The organism is Capnocytophaga bilenii, assembly GCF_017565765.1.
Taxonomy (GTDB): Bacteria; Bacteroidota; Bacteroidia; order Flavobacteriales; family Flavobacteriaceae; genus Capnocytophaga; species Capnocytophaga bilenii.
In genome coordinates, this window is sequence record NZ_JAGDYP010000003.1 from 1 (window position 1) to 21698 (window position 21698).

General features: G+C 36.3%; 17 protein-coding genes, 1 tRNA gene and 3 pseudogenes. 19 read left to right on the forward strand and 2 right to left on the reverse strand.

Going from position 1 to position 21698, the window contains the following annotated elements; all coding sequences use genetic code 11:
• Positions 1-146 precede the first annotated feature (146 nt).
• The 5 genes and pseudogenes from J4N46_RS04305 to J4N46_RS04325 form a co-directional block, all read left to right on the forward strand.
• Positions 147-338, forward strand: a pseudogene (locus J4N46_RS04305) (RHS repeat-associated core domain-containing protein); the annotation flags it as partial.
• Positions 339-365: 27 nt separating this feature from the next.
• Positions 366-674, forward strand: coding sequence for a hypothetical protein (locus J4N46_RS04310; RefSeq protein WP_208058293.1), 309 nt, complete (start codon positions 366-368; stop codon positions 672-674).
• A 115-nt stretch (positions 675-789) separates the two neighbouring features.
• Positions 790-1434 carry a hypothetical protein gene (locus J4N46_RS04315; RefSeq protein ID WP_208058294.1) on the forward strand — a complete coding sequence of 215 codons (645 nt, stop codon included), beginning with the start codon at positions 790-792 and terminating at the stop codon, positions 1432-1434.
• Between the two features lie 23 nt (positions 1435-1457).
• Positions 1458-2504, forward strand: coding sequence for an AAA family ATPase (locus J4N46_RS04320; protein ID WP_208058295.1), 1047 nt, complete (start codon positions 1458-1460; stop codon positions 2502-2504).
• Complete coding sequence (locus J4N46_RS04325) at positions 2504-3313, forward strand: hypothetical protein (protein ID WP_208058296.1); 810 nt, start codon at positions 2504-2506, stop codon at positions 3311-3313. The genes J4N46_RS04320 and J4N46_RS04325 overlap by 1 nt, the downstream gene beginning before the upstream one ends.
• Positions 3314-3549: 236 nt before the next feature.
• Here J4N46_RS04325 and J4N46_RS04330 read toward each other — a convergent pair whose 3' ends face one another.
• Positions 3550-5172: an IS1182 family transposase gene (locus J4N46_RS04330; RefSeq protein WP_208058144.1), complete on the reverse strand. Its 1623-nt coding sequence runs from the start codon at positions 5170-5172 to the stop codon at positions 3550-3552.
• A gap of 132 nt (positions 5173-5304) precedes the next feature.
• Between J4N46_RS04330 and J4N46_RS04335 the strand changes: the two are divergent.
• The 5 genes and pseudogenes from J4N46_RS04335 to J4N46_RS04355 all read left to right on the forward strand — a co-directional run.
• Positions 5305-5517, forward strand: a pseudogene (locus J4N46_RS04335) (DUF6268 family outer membrane beta-barrel protein); the annotation flags it as partial.
• Positions 5510-5917 (forward strand): annotated as a pseudogene (locus J4N46_RS04340) (LytR/AlgR family response regulator transcription factor); the annotation flags it as partial. The pseudogenes J4N46_RS04335 and J4N46_RS04340, both read left to right, overlap by 8 nt.
• 56 nt (positions 5918-5973) lie before the next feature.
• Entirely contained in the window at positions 5974-6798 is an 825-nt protein-coding gene (locus tag J4N46_RS04345) for an alpha/beta hydrolase (RefSeq protein ID WP_208058297.1), read from the forward strand.
• Positions 6799-6942: 144 nt separating this feature from the next.
• Positions 6943-8697 carry a DUF262 domain-containing protein gene (locus J4N46_RS04350; RefSeq protein ID WP_208058298.1) on the forward strand — a complete coding sequence of 585 codons (1755 nt, stop codon included), beginning with the start codon at positions 6943-6945 and terminating at the stop codon, positions 8695-8697.
• Positions 8698-9522: 825 nt separating this feature from the next.
• Positions 9523-10113: a hypothetical protein gene (locus tag J4N46_RS04355; RefSeq protein WP_208058299.1), complete on the forward strand. Its 591-nt coding sequence runs from the start codon at positions 9523-9525 to the stop codon at positions 10111-10113.
• On the opposite strand, the gene J4N46_RS04360 is transcribed toward J4N46_RS04355, so the two are convergent.
• Positions 10114-11043, reverse strand: a complete 930-nt coding sequence (locus J4N46_RS04360) for a phage exclusion protein Lit family protein (RefSeq protein ID WP_208058300.1) — start codon at positions 11041-11043, stop codon at positions 10114-10116.
• Positions 11044-11960: 917 nt separating this feature from the next.
• Between J4N46_RS04360 and J4N46_RS04365 the strand changes: the two genes are divergently transcribed.
• From J4N46_RS04365 to J4N46_RS04405, 9 genes are all read left to right on the forward strand, one after another.
• On the forward strand, positions 11961-12920 hold the full coding sequence (locus tag J4N46_RS04365; protein WP_208058301.1) for a transporter: 960 nt from the start codon (positions 11961-11963) through the stop codon (positions 12918-12920).
• A 74-nt stretch (positions 12921-12994) separates the two neighbouring features.
• The gene (locus J4N46_RS04370; RefSeq protein ID WP_208058302.1) at positions 12995-14023 is read left to right on the forward strand and encodes a threonine aldolase family protein; all 1029 of its coding nucleotides are present in this window, start codon (positions 12995-12997) and stop codon (positions 14021-14023) included.
• Between the two features lie 193 nt (positions 14024-14216).
• The gene (ileS, locus tag J4N46_RS04375; RefSeq protein WP_208058303.1) at positions 14217-17621 is read left to right on the forward strand and encodes an isoleucine--tRNA ligase; all 3405 of its coding nucleotides are present in this window, start codon (positions 14217-14219) and stop codon (positions 17619-17621) included.
• Positions 17622-17790: 169 nt separating this feature from the next.
• Positions 17791-18927: a peptide-methionine (R)-S-oxide reductase MsrB gene (gene msrB / locus J4N46_RS04380; protein ID WP_208058304.1), complete on the forward strand. Its 1137-nt coding sequence runs from the start codon at positions 17791-17793 to the stop codon at positions 18925-18927.
• A gap of 410 nt (positions 18928-19337) precedes the next feature.
• A complete protein-coding gene (locus tag J4N46_RS04385; protein ID WP_208058305.1) occupies positions 19338-20291 on the forward strand; it encodes a PorP/SprF family type IX secretion system membrane protein in 954 nt (317 codons plus the stop codon).
• Between the two features lie 7 nt (positions 20292-20298).
• On the forward strand, positions 20299-20658 hold the full coding sequence (gene folB / locus J4N46_RS04390) for a dihydroneopterin aldolase (protein WP_208058306.1): 360 nt from the start codon (positions 20299-20301) through the stop codon (positions 20656-20658).
• 56 nt (positions 20659-20714) lie between these two features.
• Positions 20715-21095, forward strand: a complete 381-nt coding sequence (locus tag J4N46_RS04395; RefSeq protein ID WP_208058307.1) for a hypothetical protein — start codon at positions 20715-20717, stop codon at positions 21093-21095.
• A gap of 67 nt (positions 21096-21162) precedes the next feature.
• Positions 21163-21233, forward strand: a tRNA-Cys gene (locus J4N46_RS04400).
• A 50-nt stretch (positions 21234-21283) separates the two neighbouring features.
• A complete protein-coding gene (locus tag J4N46_RS04405) occupies positions 21284-21664 on the forward strand; it encodes a hypothetical protein (RefSeq protein WP_009416246.1) in 381 nt (126 codons plus the stop codon).
• Positions 21665-21698 lie beyond the last annotated feature (34 nt).

The following is a 21698-nucleotide window of genomic DNA, read 5'->3' on the forward strand; positions in this document are numbered from 1 at the left end:
GCAAAATAGAAAGTCTAATTTATATAGATTGTATGTATAGTAGTAAATTAATATACTATACAGATATAAATAAAGAGAAGAAAAAAGAGATTTTGTTATAAAGAAAACTAAAAGGAGATAAAGACTTTTGTTATTTCTTATATCAAAGACAATATTATGATATAGAAATAGGGCTTGCTTACAATGGCTTTAGGTATTACTCTCCTGAAACTGGTAGCTATATCTCCCAAGACCCTATTGGGTTATTAGGAGGAATGGCTCTCTATGGTTATGTACACGACTCTAATGGTTGGGCACGAGCTACAAGCTCGCGGCAGCAGGGGAGCAACAAAAATTGAAAAGATATCACTAAATATTCTAATAATATGAAAGAAATTGAATTTTTATTAACATTTGAAGAAATGAATGCTTTACTTAAACTACTTCATTATATAAAATTTACTTGCGAAGATGAAGAAGCAAATATATTTAAGGGCAGTCCTTTTATCAATTCAATATTTAAAAAAAATTTAAAAGAATATCCTATTCCTCTATATCAAAGTAAACAAAGACAAAAAGAGCTTTTAGATAGCATAGAGAAGAGATTAGAAAAGGAAGATTATTATAATGAGCTTTCGGCTGTAGAAAAAAGAGAATACTTATCAATTCTTTTATACCCATATCAATTAGATTAGAAAAAGGGTAATGTTCCAGATGTGTTGTTGTAATCCTCATTGATAAGGCACGAGCTACAAGCTCACGCCAGCAGGGTAAACTTAAAGCTGTATTCCCATTTTAAATAAAACTACAATGAGAACCATAAGAAAAAAAGCAAGTGTTATACGATTAAAATATACTCCATCAGCAGGTTGGTTGGATATCAATTTTGGTGGAGAGATTTTTCGTTTGCTAAAAGGGGAGATTATGCTCGACAAGACCCCTTATAGCGATGAAACTTTAGTACCTATTGAAAATCCAACTATAGAAGGTGATATTTTCTCCTATCAAGTAGGGAAAACCTTATATAAAATGGACTGCTCCACTATGGAAGGAGCTATAGATTTGGCGCTGCTGGTGCAAAAGCTAAAGAATGAAACCAAAATAGTAAAAAACTCTATTGATGAGAATTTTGAAATTATTTTGGAAGAAAAAAAACTTAGTTTTAGTATTGGAAATTTCAATAGAATGATATTGATAGACTATAATAAATATAGGAATCAATTTACAGAACGTTTTCCAGAACCAACGAAGTGTTATACAATGGGAGATTATTATGTAGAAAATGGTATTATCTATATACAAACAGTAGGGAGAAATTTAGATGATGAAAATGACCCTGTTGTAGATTATCAATATCAGTGGCACCTCAAACTAAATAAGGTACTGCAAACTACTCTTGAAAAATTATTGGAAATAGGAAGGGGAAAAAAGAATATTTTTTGTACCTTTGCCTAGTCTATAAGCTGAATATAGAAAATATGAGAATAAAAGAGATAACACTTCACAATTACAAACGCTTTGCAGATAAAAAAATATCTTTTCACAAAAATGGTGATATAAATGATATGACCCTGATTGTAGGGAATAATGGCACTGGAAAAAGTTCACTGCTACAGGCTATTGTAATGATGATAGCCCCCCTTACACGTAATAACTTTAGTGTAGAAAATATTGATTGGAGTGGCTTTGAATATAGGTTTATACAAAGTGGAGGACGTATGCCTTTAAAAATAGAGGCAACTATTCATTTTTCTGAAGAGGAACTCAATGAAACTATTCTTTATGCTGAAAGGCTTAAAGAACTGGAAAAAAAGTTAGTTATTCCTAACAAAAATAAAGAAATCAAAGTTTTCTTTGACTATGAAAACGGAAAGCCTTTCACTAAAAACCCTAAAGATTCCTATCAACTTTCAGGCTATCAGTACGCAAAACAGCTTACAGCCTTTGAAGCTGATAAAAGCAAATTGTTTGAAAAAGTTGGTAATATCTATTGGTATACCGAGCAGCGCACTTCCTATAGCGTGAACAATATGTTTGAAGGTGAAACCTCTCAATTAGACGCTATACGCTCATTTTTAGCCAGTGCTTATAGTTTTCACATCGCCCTTGAAAGAGGACGAGAGCTAAAAGCTGGGGAATTTGATTTTTACAAAAAAATATCAGAATTATATAGCATTGTTTTTACCGACAGAAAATTCGTAGGTTCTACCCCTCGTTTTGATATTTATGAAAAGACTACTGCCCCTGATTTCTTTTTAAACGATGGCAAGAACGATTATGAACTCTCTGAAATGTCGGCTGGTGAGCGTGCTATCTTTCCTATTCTAATGGATTTCGCACGATATAACATCAACAATTCTATCATTATTATTGATGAAATAGAATTGCACCTGCACGCCCCTCTGCAACAGGCTTTTATACGTGCTTTGCCTAAATTAGGACACAATAACCAATTTATACTCACCTCGCATTCTGATTATGTTACCACTATGTTTGAGGAGAACCAAATTATTAAGCTTAACTAATGAAAATTATCAACCTATACTGCGAAGGAAAAAGAGGTAGCCACGACTTTGATATTCTTGAAAAAGTAATCGATGGTTACCTCAACATCACTATCAAACCCATTGGTGGTAAATATGGTGCCAATGCTATTATGGAATACCAAGAGAAAAATGGCAATGTGCGTTCCGATTTCTATCTTCTCTTTAGAGATAGAGATTTTGATAAACCCATTCCTAAAGATGAAAAACTTATTATTGATAGAAAAACTTATTACAGCTATCGCACTACCATTGAAAACTATCTGTTGGATGTGAGTACCTTTTTCCATTTTCTTCAGGAACAAAAAAACAACTACGGACTTAATACTGAAGACACTGTAAAAGCACTTTTTATAAAGGTTGCTAAAGAATTACAATACTACCAAGCCGTAAGACATACTTTAGGAAAAATGCGTTTTGCTAATAGTTTTGATACTACTTGGGTAGTAGGGAGTGGCACCTTACCTAATGTATTAGATTTAAATACCTGCAAAACTAATGCTTGGCAACTGATTGAAAAAGAACTTCATAAAAGTCAACAACAATGGACGAAAGAAATTTTTGAAGCTACTTTGCAAGACTTCTTAACCCTATTTGAGGCAGAATCATTCTTTGATGAACTGAAGTTTTTAGTGTATTACCAAGGAAAAGATTTTGCTAAAGCTCTCACTAAAGAATTGCCTAACTTTCCCATTGATAACTACTATAAATACGCCAAGAAATATTTTGATTACACAAAATACCTCGATCTTGTAGAACTGAGAACTATCATAGAACAACATTTAGTATAGCAAAACTTGTTTTTGGTATAGAAAAAACTACTTTTTACCCTTTGTAATTCCTTTTGCACTACCTTTGCCTCTGTAATACTAAAATCTTCATTACAGTGAAAAATACAATAACCCTTATAGCTCTATTGATTGTGGTGAGTGAGGCTGTCCGAAAAGTTTTGTTTAAACTTTTAAAGACAGCCTTCTTTTTTAAGATTTTATTTTATATTTTCTAAAATATTCAAGATTTTGGATTCTTAAGCAGCTTGTAAAAGGTAAGAAAATAAAAAAGTTGTATTTTGAGAAGATTTTAGTGTGTTTTTATTAGTTTTTGCTTCCAATTGGGCGGTCTTCTTCCTATTAGACAATAATTTTCTAAAATTATGACCAATTGACATTAGTAAAAATTCCATTTCTACTTTTTCCTTACCTCTATGTGTGAACCGATTAAACTTATTATCACTTTTTAGCTGTCCAAATACTGCTTCAACTTCTATCGGACGCTTTCTACGATGATACTGACCTCTTTCACTGGTTAATAATGCTCTCGCTCGTGATTTTAACTGATTTAATCGATAATTAACCTCTATTCTTCGGTTGCCTTTTGATTTATGACATAAACCTCTAAGCGGACACCCCTCACATCTTTGTGCCTGGTAATAAGCAATTTCTGATTTATATCCATTACTCGATATTCGCTTCCCCTTCCCTACATTTCGTAGTTTTTGCCCCATTGGACATACATAATAATCCTCTTTTAGGTTATAGTACATATTTTGAACTAAAAATGGGTCTTCTTTTTGCTTCTTTTTCTGTTCTATATGAAAAAAACTGAACTTTATATATCCCTTAACACCTTTTCTTTCAAGTATTTCGTAGTTTTCTTCACTGCCATACCCTGCATCAGCACAAACTTCTTTGCTTTGTTTCTGATAATTCTTTTCAAACCCATTTAGATGACTTTCTAATGTAGTAGTATCACTTGGCGTTTGATGGATGCTAACGTGAGTAATGAACTGATTTTCAGTAGATATTTGAGCATTATAAGCTGGCTTTAACTGACCATTTTTCATATGATCATCTTTCATTCGCATAAAAGTAGCATCAGTATCTGTTTTACTATAAGAGTTCCTATCTCCCATTATCTCTAAACTTTTTTCGTATTGTTCTAACTTTGGAAGATATTCATTTTGAAGCTTTTGTAACTCTCTTTCTTGTTTTTTAGTAGGTTCTTTTAGCCTTTTATTGATTTGGGATAATTGCTCTTTAAGTGCTTCTGCATTAATTTCTTTAGGAAGTTCCTTTTTGTTAATTTCTTGATTATCAGATTGTATACTATCTTCTATATCAGAAAGTACTTTATTAATTTTTGCTTCTAACCTTTCCTTGTACTTCTCTACAGAACCTCTCCACACAAAAGTATATTTATTGGCAGCTGACTCTATTTTTGTACCATCAATATACTGAATATCAAGGCTAAGATAACCTTCTTTTACTAAGAGTTTTACAATTTCAGCAAAAAGTTTTTGCAGAGAATCTTTCAGAGTTTTGCCTCTAAAATCATTAATAGTTCTAAAATCAGGAGTTGTACCACCTGCCAAATACATAAGAGGAAGATTCTCTTTAACTGCGAGAGCCATTTTACGGCAAGAATAAATATTAGAAAGGTAGCTATAAAAGATTATTTTTATCATCGTACGAGGATGATACGCAGAACATCCTCCCCCCTTATATTTTTGAAGTATATCTTTTATATCTAATTGATTAACAACCATTTCAACTAGTTTAGCAGGATGGTTCTTATCTATTTTATCAAAAATATTTTCGGGAAAAAGTGTTAAAAATTTGTCAGGTTCAGATTTAAATGATATTTTTGTCATAGTGTTTTTTTAGGAGCCACAAAGATACAAAATTTGTGGTAAAACACCAAATAATAAGAGGCTATCCGATAAAAGATAGCCTCTTTTTTATTCATTACTGATAATCAGCCTTTTAAAACTTTTCGGACAGGCTCGGAGTATATAGGCAATTCTAAGTTCTACGATGCCGTAGCCGATACGAATACGGGCGATGGTTCGGCTACTATTTATTCGGTAGGCGCAATGGTACCCCTATGGATACAAGCACCCGCTGAAGAAGACCCCTATAAGCGTGCTACCGTTTGGGGCGTGGCTCTTAGCGGTACTTTTGTAAAGATGGAGAATCAAAACTTTCCTATTGGTAAAGCCCATTGCCCCCGAGCGCTTTAAAAAAGCGGTTGCCAAAGCCGAAAGTTACCACCAACTGCTCACTCAGCAAAAAACGGACTTTGAGTGTACTGACACACAATGTATTAGTATTCGCGCTAACAGACGCAATTACCGCATCGCTCATAGCGATATATTGTATATAGAGGCACTGAAGGACTATGTGATTATCCACACTTTTACCGATAAATACATTACGTGGATTAACCTGAAGAACATTCATAGCCAGCTGCCCGCTGCGTTATTTGTACGCATCAATAAAAGTTGCGTGGTGAATGTACAGCACATCAGTTCGTACACCCACCAATTTATTTACATTGGTGAGACCGAAATTCCTATTGGCAGAGCGTATGAGGTAATTAGCAAATTAGCAAATTAGCAAATTTGGAAATTAGTTGTATTTTTGCTTTGAAAATAAAGCTTAAATACCACTTTATGAAAAAGAATTTTATAACTTTAGTATTAGTATGTATGGCATTGATACATTCAGTAAAAGCACAGCAAACAGAAGACCTTACCCTACAAGGGGCTAAAGGTAAATTAGCAGCCACCCTGCAAATGCCTAAAATCGAGAAAGGCAAAAAGGCGCGAATGGTGATTATCTGTCACGGTTTTGGTGGCGATAAAGACCGTCCCCTATTGCGCACTATCGCCGACAGGCTGCAAGAGGCGGGTATCGCGAGCATCCGTTTTGATTTCAACGGCTGTGGCAAAAGCGAAGGACGTTTTCAAGATATGACCGTACTCAACGAAATTGAAGACGCCAAAAAGGTGATAGATTATGCTCAGAAACTCCCTTGGGTGAGCGGCATCAGTATCGTAGGGCATTCTCAGGGAGGTGTAGTAGCCTCGATGGTAGCCGGTGAGCTGAAGAAAAGCATCAAGAGTGTGGCTCTTTGTGCCCCTGCGGCTGTTTTGCGCGATGATGCCCTGCGCGGCAGCACACAAGGCGCTACTTACGACCCTCATCATATTCCTGAATATGTAGACCTCCCCAGAGGAATTCGTATGGGACGGGACTATGTTGTAACAGCACAAACGCTTCCCATTTACGAAACCGCTAAAGAGTATAAAGGCGCAGTACTCGTTATTCACGGCACTTGGGATGTGATAGTCCCCTACACCTATGGCGAGCGTTACCACCAAGGGTATAAAAATAGTCGATTAATACTTCTCCCCCAAGTAGACCACACCTTCTCCACCGAAGAAGCCCGAACCAAAACCGCCGCTGAAATTACCGAGTTTATAAAAAAACATTAGAAACAAATCCCCGCTGAAAGAAAAATCTATCAGCGGGGATTTTTTTAATTTGCTAATTATTCATTACCTTTGCAAAAAAATCATCTAGAAAGATATTATTGAATATTGGTATATTATAAGATTAAAAATTTAATTATTAAATATATGGAAAATGAACAAACTACACAAAGTGGGTTTAAATATCCTATTACAATAAGTGATGCCATTATAAATATAGAGCAAAGAAAATTTTTATTACCCGCTATACAAAGAAAGTTTGTATGGACAACTGAGCAAATAGAAGTACTTTTTGATAGTATAATGAGGGATTATCCTATAAATTCATTTATGCTATGGAACGTCACATCAGAAAAAACAAAAAATAGTTATAAATTCTATGAATTTTTAAAAGAATATAAAGCTTTTTTTAAAGAAGAAAACCCTTATATAAACACAAAAGGATATCCAGATTTTATGGCAATTATTGATGGGCAACAAAGACTTACCTCTTTATACCTTGGTTTAAAGGGCACGTATGCTTATAAAATGCCTAGAAAAAGATGGAAAGACGATCCAGATTGTATGCCCACAAGAAAATTATACTTAAATCTTTCAGCTCCCTCATTAGATGATGAAAAACAAATGAATTATGACTTTAAGTTTCTTTCATTAGATGATTTTGAAAAATTGAAAAATGAAAAAGACCTTTTTCTTGTTAATGACATTTATTTGTATAAAGATCAAGATAAACTTGAAGACTATATGAATGAGCATTCTTGGAAAGATAAATCTTTTGCAAAGAAGACTTTACGCAAACTTAGAGAAGTGATATTTAAAGATAAATTAATTAATTATTATCAGGAAGAAAATCAAGATATAGACACTGTATTAGATATTTTTATAAGAACAAATAGTGGAGGAGAACCCTTAAGCTTTTCAAATCTTCTTATGTCTATAACTACAGCCAACTGGAATAGGGATACAAGAGAAGAATTTAGATCACTTAGAGATACTATCTATAGCTATAATTTTATTATATCAGATGATTTTATTCTCAAATGTTGTTTAGTATTATTCAATGATAATATAAAATTCCAAGTAGCTAATTTTGATTCAGATAGTGTAGAAAAATTTGATGAAAATTGGGGACGTATAAGAAAATGTATTGAAGTATCATTTGAATTACTAAAAAAATGGGGATTTAATGATGCAAATTTAAGAGCAAAGAATGCTGTAATACCCATTATTTACTATATCTACTATCATAATTTAGAAAATGAAATTCTTGAAGAACATAAATACAAAGATGATAAGAAAACAATAAGAAAATGGCTTTGTATATCTTTATTAAAAGGAGTTTTTGGAGGTCATTCTGATAGTGTGCTTTCTAGTATAAGAAAAGTATTAAAAACTAATCTTTCTCTGAAAAAATTCCCTTTTAAAGAAATTAAGGAAGAATTTTCTACTAATGATGCTAAAAGCTTATCTTTAAGTACTGAAGCAATTGATGATTTATTAAAAACTCAAAAAGAGTCTCCTAATTGTTATACTATTCTTGCTTTACTATATTCACACTTTAACTATGATACTGTTGCATATCACCAAGACCATCTACATCCAAAGAGTAAATTTGAAAAACTAAGCAAAGAAAAAATTGAAAGTGAAGAAAAATATATTTTTTACACTAATAAAGAAAATTGGAATTCTATTCTTAACCTTCAATTATTACAAGGAGGGGTTAATAAATCTAAAAATGATGATGATTTATCAAAATGGGTAAAAGATAACAATATCAATCTTAAAGAACACATTATACCTGAAAATATAAGTCTTGATTTTAGTAACTTTGAAAACTTTATACATCAAAGAAAGAAAATGCTTATGAGTATAATTCAAGAAATAACAAATATTCAAGAATAAATCCATTCCTTTTTTATAATTTGTGTTTCTAAGAAGATATTACAAAAAGAGTGAAAAACTCTCAAAATCACTTTCTCTCAGCTAATAACATCTATATAAAAGGCATCCTTTCTTTCACTACCCTCATTCAACGCTCAACTGCACAAACTTTTGACGAATTAGCAGAATCGTTTTGCTCCTTGATATCCTTTATATAGTTTTCATATAGGTATTAATGAAGTGAATGTTTTGAAGAAGGAAGCGGCGCGTAACCGCTACCTTAGGAGATAAAAAAGCAGTGAAAGTAGGTACTGATTTTCTAAAAATTAAAGACGGGAAAATCACCGACTGCTGGACGATGAACAACAGAGAATAAAGAAAAGCGTTTTTCCTTGCGCCACGCATAGCACAAATGCTTTTTTAGGTAACGGCACAGCGAAAAACAGCAACGCAAGGGGTGTTTTAGGTATTTTTCAAGTGAAAAAATCTTACAAAAACACTTTATGGACTTGTGGCATTTTTCCCAAAGGCTAACTTATCACTTAGGCAACCTTTGGCATTTTGAAAAAAGATAGAAAAACGAATATTTTAGGCTTTTTCCCGTAGGAAAAAGCCTAAAATATTTATAAATACACCATTTTCTCGCGGGCAATGGGTTGTTATGGGAGTTTTTTAGAAAGTTTTATAAAGAATGAAAGTATACACATAAATGAAATATATTTAAAATTATAGTACTTAAATAAAAATATTATTTTTCTTATTCTCAAAAAATAATATTAAAAGTTATATATGATTTTACTCTAAAATCGTATCTTTGCAATCATAAATCAATAAACTATTTTATAGATGATGAATAACATTGTAGGAATTATTAAACAGTCATTAGATAACATATCATATTTATATTATTTATTATTGATATTTTGCTATGCATTTCTTATCGCAGATATTTTAAGTTTATGGTATTTAGATAATCCTATAACCAAAACTATTGGGACATCAATTAACATTATAAATATACTTATATTTATAATTTGTTTTATGTTTTGCTATTTTATAGGTATGTTCATAATTTTAATTAGAAATTTAATTTTTCCTCCAAAAAGCGATTATTATGAAAAAGGAAAAATGTCATTATATGAGATGAGGGAAAGATCTGTTATTGAAGATAATAAAGTAATGTATGAGGAATATAAATTTCTTATAAAAGAAAGAAACATACAAGAAAATGGAGAATGTTTTATATATATGATAATAATTATGGGGGTTATAGATTTTTTTTCTAATAATGGTAGCTTAAGAATATTATGGTACAATAATATATTATTATTTATAGTGCTTATAGGAACATTAATATCATTACTTTATTTCTCGGCAGGTAGAAATAGTAGAGATTACACAGGAATTAGTAGGAAAAAGAATGCTAATACTAAATAATTAACTCACTTGTGACAATAGATGATTATAAAGCTGTTTATAATTGTCATAACTTCCTTTTTCATCTAAACCAAGATTAAACTGATTACTCCAATTTTTAAGAACTAAACATAATATAGCCCAAAAAGGGTGTTCATTATTAGGTTCAAATACATTAATTATATTATTTAAACGGATGTTAATATCAGGATGCCATTTCCCTCCACTAAGATTATTTTTAAAGAATATTAAGGAGGCAACTCCTATTACAATAGATAACTCTGTCTTTTCTTGACTTTCTTTAGATAGAAGTATTCTATCAGCAGCCTTCCTATCAGCTTCAAGTTCTATCTCTTTTACATCATCATCTGTCAAATTGTTTTCTTTTCGTTTTTTAATATGTTCTAATTCTGCGTGTGCTATTTCGTGATATAGAATAAAATTCATAACCTCTACAAATAGATCATTTGTTCTTTCAATATACCATCCTTCTTCATCATTTTTATCATAATATTCAGGATTAGGAAAATACTCTTTATCCCAATCAGAGTAGGTTTTAATTAAAGATATACCATAATCAAATAGTTCTTTTGCTCTTTCACATAATTCTTTATTGTGTTCTTTTCTCGGTTTTTTTCCCATTCTTATAGCATCTGGAATAACTAATATTTCTTCATACAATACAAAAAAATAATAACATATAATCCAAATATAGGAAAGGAATGTTTCGTGAATACTAATAGTTCCATTTTCATCAATAAAAGGAGTTTGTCGTTCAGATAAAGATAGATTTTCTCCACGATATTTTATTTTATCATCCAATTTAGAATTCATTAGTAATTTCTCAATATATTCTTTATCCCTATCTACAAGTCTGCCTGTAATATTATATTTTAACACTCTAATAGGTTGATTTCCATTATGTACATCTTTCTTTACTGAAACTTTCATAGATTAAAAATTTAGAATGCAAAAATACATTTTTTTATTTTAATACAATCTATTATAGTAATAAATTTCACTAACTAATCATAAATCTATAGATTATTTTACAACTTCTTACCTACTTCACCTCTTGTTCTTACAGAAGTAATTTATTAACACAACTAAATCCTCGCTTGTAGCAAACGGGGATTTTCCTAATTCTCTAATTTCCTAATTTCCTCAATGCGTTTGTTGAGTTTTTTCAATTTCTTTTTGATTTGTTTTTCTTGGCGTTTGGCAATCTTTTCTTCATTTTTTGTATGCTTTTATGAAAGGACGCAAAGATAGTGATGATTTGCCGGCAAGTTAAAACGACCGAAAAACGACCGAAAAACGACCATTTCTATATATTATTGTTTAAATTCTTCCTCTCCTTTTTCGGTAATAAACCATTGCTTACCACTTTCTGACTTCCTTAAAAGCCCCTGATTTGCCATATTTACAAGATCTTCCAATCTTTCTAAGTTTTTCATCATAGGTGTTACTTAAACTCAACCCAACCAGATTCATTAGGTTGTTTGCATAATTCTTTTATAAGTAAATCTAAGTTCTCCATTAGCTAAAAAATCTTCTCCGGCAAGTTACCGGCAAGTTAAATTACATAAGTTAAATATATGAAAATCAGATATATATTCAATATCAACAGATAAAAAAAGAGTACTCCGGCAAGTTACAGGCAAGTTAAAACAACCGAAAAACTTGGTAAGACTACACATAAATCTGGCACAAAAGTAATAAAATAAATTGATTATGAAAAACTTTGCTTAGCATAGCTTTTTTATTCACTTCCCAATTTGCTAATTTCCTAATTTCCTAATTATTTGTACTTTTGCCCCGTAAAACAGAGGAATATTACAAATGATATATGGTTTAATTAGCAGCCTATGAAACTTTTCCAATTTATAAAAAGCTGGACGCTCCCTCTCTCAATGGGCATAGGGGCGATGGCGTATTTGCTGTTTTATTACGTGCCCGCCTTAGAGGAGGCATCGCAATGGTTTGCCCCCATATTCAACAGCATACTGCCGCTGTTTATGTTCCTCATTCTCTACGTAACTTTTTGTAAAGTCGATTTCAGGAAAATAGCCATCGTACCTTGGCACTGGTGGATGGTAGCAGTGCAATGCCTATTAGTAGGCATAGGCGTAGGAGCTGTTCTCCTTTGGGGCATCATAGGTAAGGAACTGATACTTTTAGAAAGTGTATTAGCTTGTATTATCAGTCCGTGTGCCGCAGCGGCAGCCGTAGTAACCCTCAAACTCGGTGGTAATTTAGAGCAAATGACCACCTACACCTTTGTTTCCAATCTGCTCTGTGCCCTGCTTATTCCGCTATGCTTCCCGCTGATAGAACCCGCCTCACAAATAACCTTCTGGAGTGCTTTTGTGCTGATAATGCAAAAAGTATGTTTAGTGCTGGTTGTACCAATGCTATTAGCCTTGCTCACCAAGAGCCTTCCCCTACTCCACCGCTTTCACCAATGGCTCATACACATCCCCGACCTATCTTTCTACCTTTGGGGCTGCTCGCTGATGATTGTAACAGGCACTACCCTCAAGAACATCTTCCACGCAGAAAGCAGTATATTTTTTTTACTACTTATTGCACTTTCAGGCTTAGTAATATGCCTATTGCAGTACGCCATAGGCAGGCGTATTGGTAAATATTTCGGCACTTCTATTGAGGCAGGACAAGCCTTAGGACAAAAGAACACCGCCTTTGCTATCTGGATAGCCGCCACCTATCTGCATCCCCTTTCTACGGTAGGTCCCGGTTGTTATATCCTATGGCAAAACATTATCAATTCAATAGAAATCTGGAAACGAGGAAAGTATAATGCATAAAACAATTAACATAAGATTGTCAATTGCTAATTGTTTTGTATTTTTGCAGCGAAAACAAACATACTTCTCTACCAATGAAAATATCATTCAAAAACGATTATGCCGAAGGAGCTCACCCTGCTATCTTAGAGGCACTTATGAAAACTAATCTCACCCAGCAAGCAGGCTACGGACTTGATGACTATTCTTTAGAAGCCAAAGCCCTTATCAGAGAAAAAATAAAGAACCCTAATGCCAAAATACACTTTGTAAGCGGCGGCACACAAGCCAATTTATTAGTAATTGCGGCACTACTGCGCCCTTACGAAAGCGTTATTGCCGACAATACTGCCCATATTGCCGACAGCGAAACAGGTGCCATTGAGGCTGTAGGACATAAAATACACCTCGCCCCCTCTATCAATGGCAAGATAACCCCTGAAGACATCGCTCATTACGCCACTTGTTATACCAACTTTCCTCATCAGGTAAAACCGCGATTGGTATACATTACCAATGCTACCGAAGTGGGCACAATATACACCCTTGCCGAGCTAAAAGCTATCTATGCCTGTTGCCAAGCCCATCAGCTTTTGCTCTTTATGGACGGCGCAAGGCTGGGAGCAGCCCTCAACGCCAAGGACAATGATATACAATGGGAAGACCTTGCTCAATACACCGATGTTTTCTACATAGGGGCAACCAAAAATGGCGGCTTATTAGGAGAGGCAATTGTTATCAACAAGCCTGCCCTACAAGAAGGATTTGAATATCATCTGAAACAAAAAGGCGCCCTCTTAGCCAAAGGAAGGTTATTGGGCTTACAGTTCCTGACGCTCTTTCAAAACGACCTATACAACACATTAGCACGCTATGCCAATGAGCGTATGCAGACCATCAAAGAAGCACTGGCAGCAGCAGGATACCCCTTTTTAGCCGACACCACTACCAATCAGTTATTCCCTATTTTGCCCAACAAAAGCATTGATATATTAGCAGAAAAGTTTGAGTTTTACCGATGGAAAACCATTGATGAGGAACACACTGCTATACGACTGATAACCTCGTGGGCTACCACCCCCGCACAAGTAGCCGCCCTGACAGAAGCAATTGGCTCGCTATAATAACGCACAAAATATCTATCTACATCGCCCCATCCCTGAGCGAAGGATGAGCGAAGGATGAGCGAAGGTTGAGCGAAGGAAAGTCAGCGCAACACAAATTTACTAATTTGCTAATTTACTAATTTGTTAATTTGCTAATTAGTTCTTACCTTTGCGCCAAACTAACGTCATAACGACTAAAAATAACCCATATATGAAATTCAACGAGTACAAACAATTAGACCTTACTAAGGTAGCTGAGGAAATATTGGCTTTTTGGAAAGCCTCAAATATCTTTGAACAGAGTATCTCCGCTCGTGAGGGCGCTGCTCCGTTTGTGTTTTTTGAAGGACCGCCGTCTGCCAACGGAGTGCCTGGTATTCACCACGTGATGGCACGCTCTATTAAAGATATTTTCTGCCGCTACAAAACTCAAAAAGGATTTCAAGTAAAACGCAAGGCAGGTTGGGATACCCACGGATTGCCCGTAGAATTGGGAGTAGAGAAAGAACTCGGCATCACCAAAGAAGATATAGGCAAAAAAATAAGTATAGAAGACTACAACAAAGCCTGCAAGGAAGCCGTGATGCGCTATACCGACATCTGGAACGACCTTACCGAAAAAATAGGCTACTGGGTGGATATGGACGACCCTTACATCACCTACAAACCCAAATATATGGAAAGCGTATGGTGGCTTTTGAAACAGCTCTACAACAAGCAGTTGCTGTACAAAGGCTACACCATTCAGCCCTATTCGCCTAAGGCAGGGACAGGCTTGTCATCGCACGAGCTGAACCAACCAGGTTGCTACCGCGATGTGAGCGATACTACCATTGTGGCACAATTCAAAGTGAAAGCATTAGCAGCAGCGGCAAGCAAAGTATTCGGCAACGCTACCGAACCTATCCATATCCTCGCTTGGACAACTACCCCTTGGACGTTGCCTTCTAATACGGCATTGGCGGTAGGCAAAGAAATTGACTATGTACTCGTAAAAACATTCAATCAATATACTTTTGAGCCGATTACTATCATCATCGGCAAACCGCTTTTGGCAAAACAATTCGGCAAGAAGTTTGTAGAGGGCGCTGCCGAAGCCTTTGCAGCTTACACTCCCGAAAGCAAGACGATTCCTTACCAAATATTAGGCGAATGCAAAGGTGCTGACCTTGTAGGTACTACCTACGAGCAACTCGTTCCTTGGTGCGCTCCTGCCGAAAATGCCGACCAAGCTTTCCGCGTGATTGCAGGCGACTTTGTTACTACCGATGATGGTACAGGTATCGTACATATTGCCCCTACTTTTGGTGCTGATGACGCCCGTGCTGCCAAAGCCTACGATATCCCTCCAATGTTGGTGAAAGATGCCGATGGCAACCTTATTCCGCTAGTAGATTTGCAAGGAAAATTTATCACAGGGCATAATATCCCTGAGCTTTTTGCAGGTAAATACATCAAAAATGAGTATTACGAGGCAGGGCAAGCTCCTGAAAAATCGTGGGATGTGAGCTTGGCGATTCTCCTAAAAGAAGAAAACAAGGCTTTCAAAGTAGAAAAATACGTACACAGCTATCCGCACTGCTGGCGTACCGATAAACCGGTGCTGTACTACCCGCTCGACTCGTGGTTTGTAAAGGTTACCGACTTCAAAGAGCGTATGTTTGCCCTCAACGAAACCATCAATTGGAAACCTAAGGCTACCGGCGAAGGGCGTTTTGGCAACTGGCTAAAAAATGCCAACGACTGGAACCTTTCGCGTTCGCGCTATTGGGGTATCCCGCTACCTATTTGGCGCACTGCCGATAAGCAAGAGGAAATATGCATCGGTTCGGTAGAAGAGCTAAAAGCCGAAATACAAAAAGCTATTGCAGCGGGCGTAATGACTGCCGACCCTTATAAGGATTTTGTAGTGGGCGACAACTCCGAAAGCAATTACAACAAGGTAGATTTGCACAAAAATATCGTTGATAACATAGTGCTCGTATCGCCATCGGGCAAACCAATGCAGCGCGAAACCGACCTGATAGACGTATGGTTCGACTCGGGAGCTATGCCTTATGCACAATGGCACTATCCTTTTGAAAACAAAGAGTATATAGAAAACCATACTGCCTACCCAGCCGACTTTATAGCCGAAGGGGTAGACCAAACACGCGGTTGGTTCTATACGCTACACGCCATTGCTACTTCGGTATTCAATAGCGTGGCTTATAAAAACGTAGTATCTAATGGGTTGGTGCTTGACAAGAACGGACAAAAAATGTCCAAACGCTTGGGCAATGCAGTAGACCCATTCACTACCATTGCCGAGTACGGCGCCGATGCCACTCGCTGGTATATGATTTCCAACGCTAACCCTTGGGATAACCTCAAATTCGACTTGGAAGGGGTAGCCGAAGTGCGCCGTAAGTTCTTCGGTACGCTCTACAACACTTATTCATTCTTTGCGCTCTATGCCAATACCGATAGCTTTACTTATGCCGAAGCCGATATACCACTGGCTGAACGCCCTGAAATAGACCGCTGGATACTTTCGGAACTCAACACACTCATCAAAGAAGTTGATGCCCTCTATGCCGATTATGAGCCTACCCGTGCTACCCGTGCTATCTCGGATTTTGTACAGGAGAATCTCAGCAACTGGTACGTACGCTTATCGCGCCGCCGTTTCTGGAAAGGCGAATACGAAGCTGATAAAATAGCAGCTTACCAAACGCTTTACACCTGCCTGATAACCATTGCTAAACTGATGGCACCTGTAGCACCTTTCTATGCCGACCGCCTCTACAAAGATTTGGCAAGCGTTACCGGCAAAGAAAACAAAGAGAGTGTACACCTCACCGATTTCCCTGTAGCTAACGAAAGCTACATCGATAAATCATTGGAAAGCAAGATGCAGAAAGCACAGACTATCTCGTCTTTAGTACTATCGTTGCGCAAGAAAGAAAGCATCAAGGTGCGTCAGCCGCTGCAAAAAATTATGATACCGATAGCTAACGACACCGAGCGTGCTGAAATAGAAGCGGTAGCAAGCCTCATCAAGCACGAGGTGAATGTGAAGGAAATAGAGCTTTTGGAAGATGCCTCAGGTATATTGGTGAAACAAATCAAGCCAAACTTCAAGACCTTAGGTCCTAAATTTGGCAAGGATATGAAAGCCATTGCCGCTGCAGTACAAGAGTTTGGACAAGCGGAAATTGCACAGTTTGAAAAAGCACAAACTTATTCCCTACAACTGCCCGACAAAACAGTTACTTTGAGTTTGGACGATGTTGAAATCAGCACTCAGGATATAGAAGGTTGGTTGGTAGCCACAGCTGGTAGCCTATTGGTAGCTTTAGATATTCACATCACCCCCGAACTGCGCCAAGAGGGTATTGCTCGCGAGCTAGTGAACCGCATTCAGAATATCCGCAAGGACAACGAATACGACATCACCGACCGCATACAGATACGCCTGCAAGCGCAGCCTGCCCTACAAGCAGCCGTTACAGCCAACGAAGCCTATATCAAGAATGAAACCCTTACTGATAGCATCACTTTTGTAGATAGCCTGCCTGAGGGTGAAGAAATAGTATTCGACGAAGTAACAACAAGAATAGTGGTTAGTCGTTAGTCATCGGTCGTTAATCAAAAAGAATTACTCCCAGAGTTTTTATATAAATTTTGGCAGTTGGTAAGATTTATTTAAAAATATTTTTCAAAAAAACGTGTTAGGCACTATTTTTGAGGTGTAAAGAGTGAGGTGCCCCCTCCTCACTAAACATTAACATTATACATATACAATGAAAATTTTTTTAGTAACTATCACGTTTGCAGCATTATTGTTGGGCTGCGCTTGCCAACATACAACTAATAAAAACAAAACGGAGGCGGTTCCTTCAAATGAAATTATGGAAAATAATAACCAACAAATGATTACGGAGGTAAATGCAGAAAAAGAGGCTGAAAAAACCAATTCGGGGACTGCTAATTTGTATTTTGCAGGAGGGTGCTTCTGGGGTACAGAGCACTTTTTCAAACAGATACGCGGTGTGATAAGCACTGAGGTGGGCTATGCCAATGGCACATTACAACACGCTCCTTCGTATGAAGAGGTGTGCAGTGGAAATACAGGATTTGCAGAAACTGTAAAAATAGTTTATAACCCGCAGGTAGTGGATTTGAAATTGTTATTAGAGCTCTATTTCAAAACTATAGATCCTACTTCGCTAAACAAACAAGGCAATGATGTGGGCGACCAATACCGCACTGGTATTTACTATACAGATGCAGGAGTGAAAACGACCATAGATGAAGCCATAGCTGCATTGGCTAAAAACTATAAAAAACCTATAGTAGTAGAGGTAAGTCCGTTAAAGAATTTTTATCAGGCAGAGGAATATCATCAGGATTATTTGGATAAGAATCCTCGTGGGTATTGTCATATCCCTACAAAGTTGTTTGAGGTAGCGCGAAAGGCAAACCCTGAGCCTATAAAATTCAAGAAACCTACGGAAGCAGAGTTGCGCTCACGACTAACCAAGGAGCAATATGCTGTTACCCAACAGAATGCTACCGAAACGCCTTTTGCCAACGAGTATTGGGATGAGCAACGTGAGGGTATTTATGTGGATATTACTACAGGGGAGCCATTGTTCAGTTCGCTAGACAAGTTTCAGTCGGGGTGTGGATGGCCTTCTTTTGCAAAACCTATAGACAAAAAGCTTATAGAGGAAAAAGAAGATAAATCATACCATATGACACGTACTGAAGTGCGTAGCAAGCTGGGTGATGCTCACTTAGGGCACGTGTTTGACGATGGTCCTAAACAGCTGGGAGGCTTGCGTTATTGCATCAATAGTGCTTCATTGCGTTTTATTCCTAAAGAGGATATGCAGAAAGAAGGCTATGGTGAATATCTTGTTTTATTTAAAAAATAGAACTTTTTCACATCTATAGAAAAGCGACAATGTTGGCTTTCCAAAAAGTTAAAATGCACTTAGTATCTACACTTAAAACCTCTTGATTTTATCTATAAAGAAAAAACAATGATTTTAATGGATTACTGATGATTTTTCAACATTAAACCTATTTATATAAATTATTCTTTTTATAATAGGAGAAATATTGACAATACAACATCTATAAAATAGAGGACTAAAAGTGTTAATGAAAATATAAATATGTTAAATGTGCGCATTTATTCGCTAAAAAAGTAGAGCAACACAAAAAAAAGAAGTATATTTGCTGAAAATTTTGCTGATTGTGTTTATATACTATATAGGAGTATAGGGAGGGCAATTGGCAGTGATTAGCAAGCAAATAGTTAAAGTTAATTTTTTATCAAACAATGAAAAGAATAGTATTGTTACTTTTGGCAGTGTGTGCTTTTGAAGCGAAAACATTTGCACAAGAACTCAACTTACCACAGCAAAATCAATATTTGGCTGACAGTGAATTTTTGATAGCTCCTACTTATGCGGGTATCGGGGACTTTGTGCGTATTCGTCTTTCAGGGATTACGCAATGGGTAGGTATAAAAGGTGCGCCTGATTATCAGTCTATTGGTGGAGATATGCGATTGGGTGAACGAAGTGGAGCAGGTATGACACTTTACAATGACCGCAACGGGCATACTTACCAAAAAGGGGGTAAAGTGAGTTTTGCTCACCACCTTACACTTGACCGTTATGATAATCACTTTGTTTCGTTTGGTATTTCGTATGCACTTAATACTTTTCAGATAAACATTGATAAATTTAATCCATCAATACGAGATCAGGCGGTTACCAATGACAGGTTTACAGTGAATCACAACTTCGATCTTGCAATGCTTTATCGTTACAAAAGTGTGTTTGTAAACATTTCGGCTTTGAACATCTTAAACAAAGATATTGAGCGTTTTTACAGAGAAGAGCCTAAAGCGTTGCGTAACTATATGGTATTTATGGGCTACCGTTACAAACAAGACAAACGCAGCAAATTTGAAATTGAGCCTTCTATTTTGTATCAACTTTACGAAAGTGATAGTCGTTCTACTACCGACTTTAACTTGAAATTCCGTTGGATGGATATAGAGGATTATTATTGGGTGGGTGTGAACTACCGTTCTCTAAACGATCAAATTTTCAAACCTTTAAATATTGGGCCTATGGCGGGGCTTAAAAAGGGATTGTTTTATTTTGCTTACTCATATCAGTTGACACTTAATGAACTTGTAGGATACAACTCTGGTACACACGTAATTACCTTGGGGCTTGACCTTTTCCAAGGGGTTAGTAACTGTAAATGTGCGCAACGATAAGCTGACAATGGAACAGATTATACTTAAGAACATTAGAGTGCGTTCTAACCACGGTTGCCTTGTGGAAGAGGAACAAATAGGCAGTGATTATAGGGTAGACCTAAAAGTTACTGCGGACTTGGGCAAGGCGCGTAGCACAGATGCACTTGAGGATACGGTGGATTATGTGAGCTTGAATAGGATTGTAGTTGAAGAAATGGCAGTGCGAGCGCAATTGCTGGAGGTGGTAGCCGATAGAATTGTGAAGCGGGTGTTTGCAGAGCATCATCAGGTAAAGGGGCTGACATTGAAGGTTGCTAAGATAAATCCGCCTATAGGAGGAGATGTAGCAGAGGTAGTATTGAAAATAAAAGAAAAAAGAGCATAACAACCATACTCTTTTAAAAGTAAAACGATTATTAACCCATAAAAAAGAGCATTATAATGACAAATGTATTAGACAAATTTATTCACGATGTAAAGGCGAATGTACCTGGATACATTGCGGTATCAGTTACTGAAATTCGTTCGGGAGTTTCGTATGCAGCAGACTCTGCAGATCCTAACTTTGATCCGAACCTTGCATCGGCTTACAACCTTGAGGTAATTAAAGCTGCACAAATGGCAATTCAAGCCTTGGGGTTGGGCGGAAAAGAAAGAATACAAGACATTGTAATTACCCTAACCGACCAAATTCACGCGATAGATGTGGCTGGGAATGGTAGTTACTTTATCTACTTGGTAATGGACGCTACGAAGACCAACGTAGGCTTAGCGAGAGCTTTTGTATCTAAATACAAAAGAGATTTAGAATCTGTTTTCTAAAAAAAAGTGGGAAAAATTTGGTTAGTTTGAAAAAAAGCTATATCTTTGCACCCGAAATAAAAAATAAGGCATCGTGGCCGAGGGGCTAGGCGGAGGTCTGCAAAACCTTATACAGCGGTTCAAATCCGCTCGATGCCTCTCTTTTTTTTAAAGGGAGCACTTCATATAATTTTTAAAAACATAAAATAATGACAAATATTTTAGACAAATTTATTCAGGATATGCGTACTAACGTTCCTGGATTCGTAGCTGTTTCAGTTACTGAAGTACGTTCAGGCGTTTCATATGGTTCTGATTCCGTAGATAACAGTTTTGACCCTAACCTTGCTTCAGCTTACAACCTCGAAGTAGTGAAAGCAAAACAAAATGCGCTTCAAGTTTTAGGTCTTGCATCTAAAGAAAGAATTGTGGATATTATCATTACACTTACAGATCAAATCCACGTTATTGATATTTCATCAAATGGTAGCTACTTCATCTACTTGGTAGTAGATTCTACAAAGGCAAACCTTGGTATGACAAGAGCTTTGCTTTCAAAATACAAGAAAGACTTAGCTTCAATCTTCTAAGAGGGTTTGGTGAAAGTATTCATATAAAAATTGT

Excerpts from the sequence above, each read along its gene's own strand:
- ileS (WP_208058303.1), top strand. The coding sequence starts at position 14,217 with ATGAAATTCAACGAGTACAAACAATTAGACCTTACTAAGGTAGCTGAG.
- J4N46_RS04360 (WP_208058300.1), bottom strand. The coding sequence starts at position 11,043 with ATGAAAGTTTCAGTAAAGAAAGATGTACATAATGGAAATCAACCTATT.
- msrB (WP_208058304.1), top strand. The coding sequence starts at position 17,791 with ATGAAAATTTTTTTAGTAACTATCACGTTTGCAGCATTATTGTTGGGC.
- folB (WP_208058306.1), top strand. The coding sequence starts at position 20,299 with ATGGAACAGATTATACTTAAGAACATTAGAGTGCGTTCTAACCACGGT.
- J4N46_RS04320 (WP_208058295.1), top strand. The coding sequence starts at position 1,458 with ATGAGAATAAAAGAGATAACACTTCACAATTACAAACGCTTTGCAGAT.
- J4N46_RS04330 (WP_208058144.1), bottom strand. The coding sequence starts at position 5,172 with ATGACAAAAATATCATTTAAATCTGAACCTGACAAATTTTTAACACTT.
- J4N46_RS04350 (WP_208058298.1), top strand. The coding sequence starts at position 6,943 with ATGGAAAATGAACAAACTACACAAAGTGGGTTTAAATATCCTATTACA.
- J4N46_RS04315 (WP_208058294.1), top strand. The coding sequence starts at position 790 with ATGAGAACCATAAGAAAAAAAGCAAGTGTTATACGATTAAAATATACT.
- J4N46_RS04355 (WP_208058299.1), top strand. The coding sequence starts at position 9,523 with ATGATGAATAACATTGTAGGAATTATTAAACAGTCATTAGATAACATA.
- J4N46_RS04345 (WP_208058297.1), top strand. The coding sequence starts at position 5,974 with ATGAAAAAGAATTTTATAACTTTAGTATTAGTATGTATGGCATTGATA.
- J4N46_RS04370 (WP_208058302.1), top strand. The coding sequence starts at position 12,995 with ATGAAAATATCATTCAAAAACGATTATGCCGAAGGAGCTCACCCTGCT.
- J4N46_RS04395 (WP_208058307.1), top strand. The coding sequence starts at position 20,715 with ATGACAAATGTATTAGACAAATTTATTCACGATGTAAAGGCGAATGTA.
- J4N46_RS04365 (WP_208058301.1), top strand. The coding sequence starts at position 11,961 with ATGAAACTTTTCCAATTTATAAAAAGCTGGACGCTCCCTCTCTCAATG.
- J4N46_RS04385 (WP_208058305.1), top strand. The coding sequence starts at position 19,338 with ATGAAAAGAATAGTATTGTTACTTTTGGCAGTGTGTGCTTTTGAAGCG.
- J4N46_RS04310 (WP_208058293.1), top strand. The coding sequence starts at position 366 with ATGAAAGAAATTGAATTTTTATTAACATTTGAAGAAATGAATGCTTTA.
- J4N46_RS04405 (WP_009416246.1), top strand. The coding sequence starts at position 21,284 with ATGACAAATATTTTAGACAAATTTATTCAGGATATGCGTACTAACGTT.
- J4N46_RS04325 (WP_208058296.1), top strand. The coding sequence starts at position 2,504 with ATGAAAATTATCAACCTATACTGCGAAGGAAAAAGAGGTAGCCACGAC.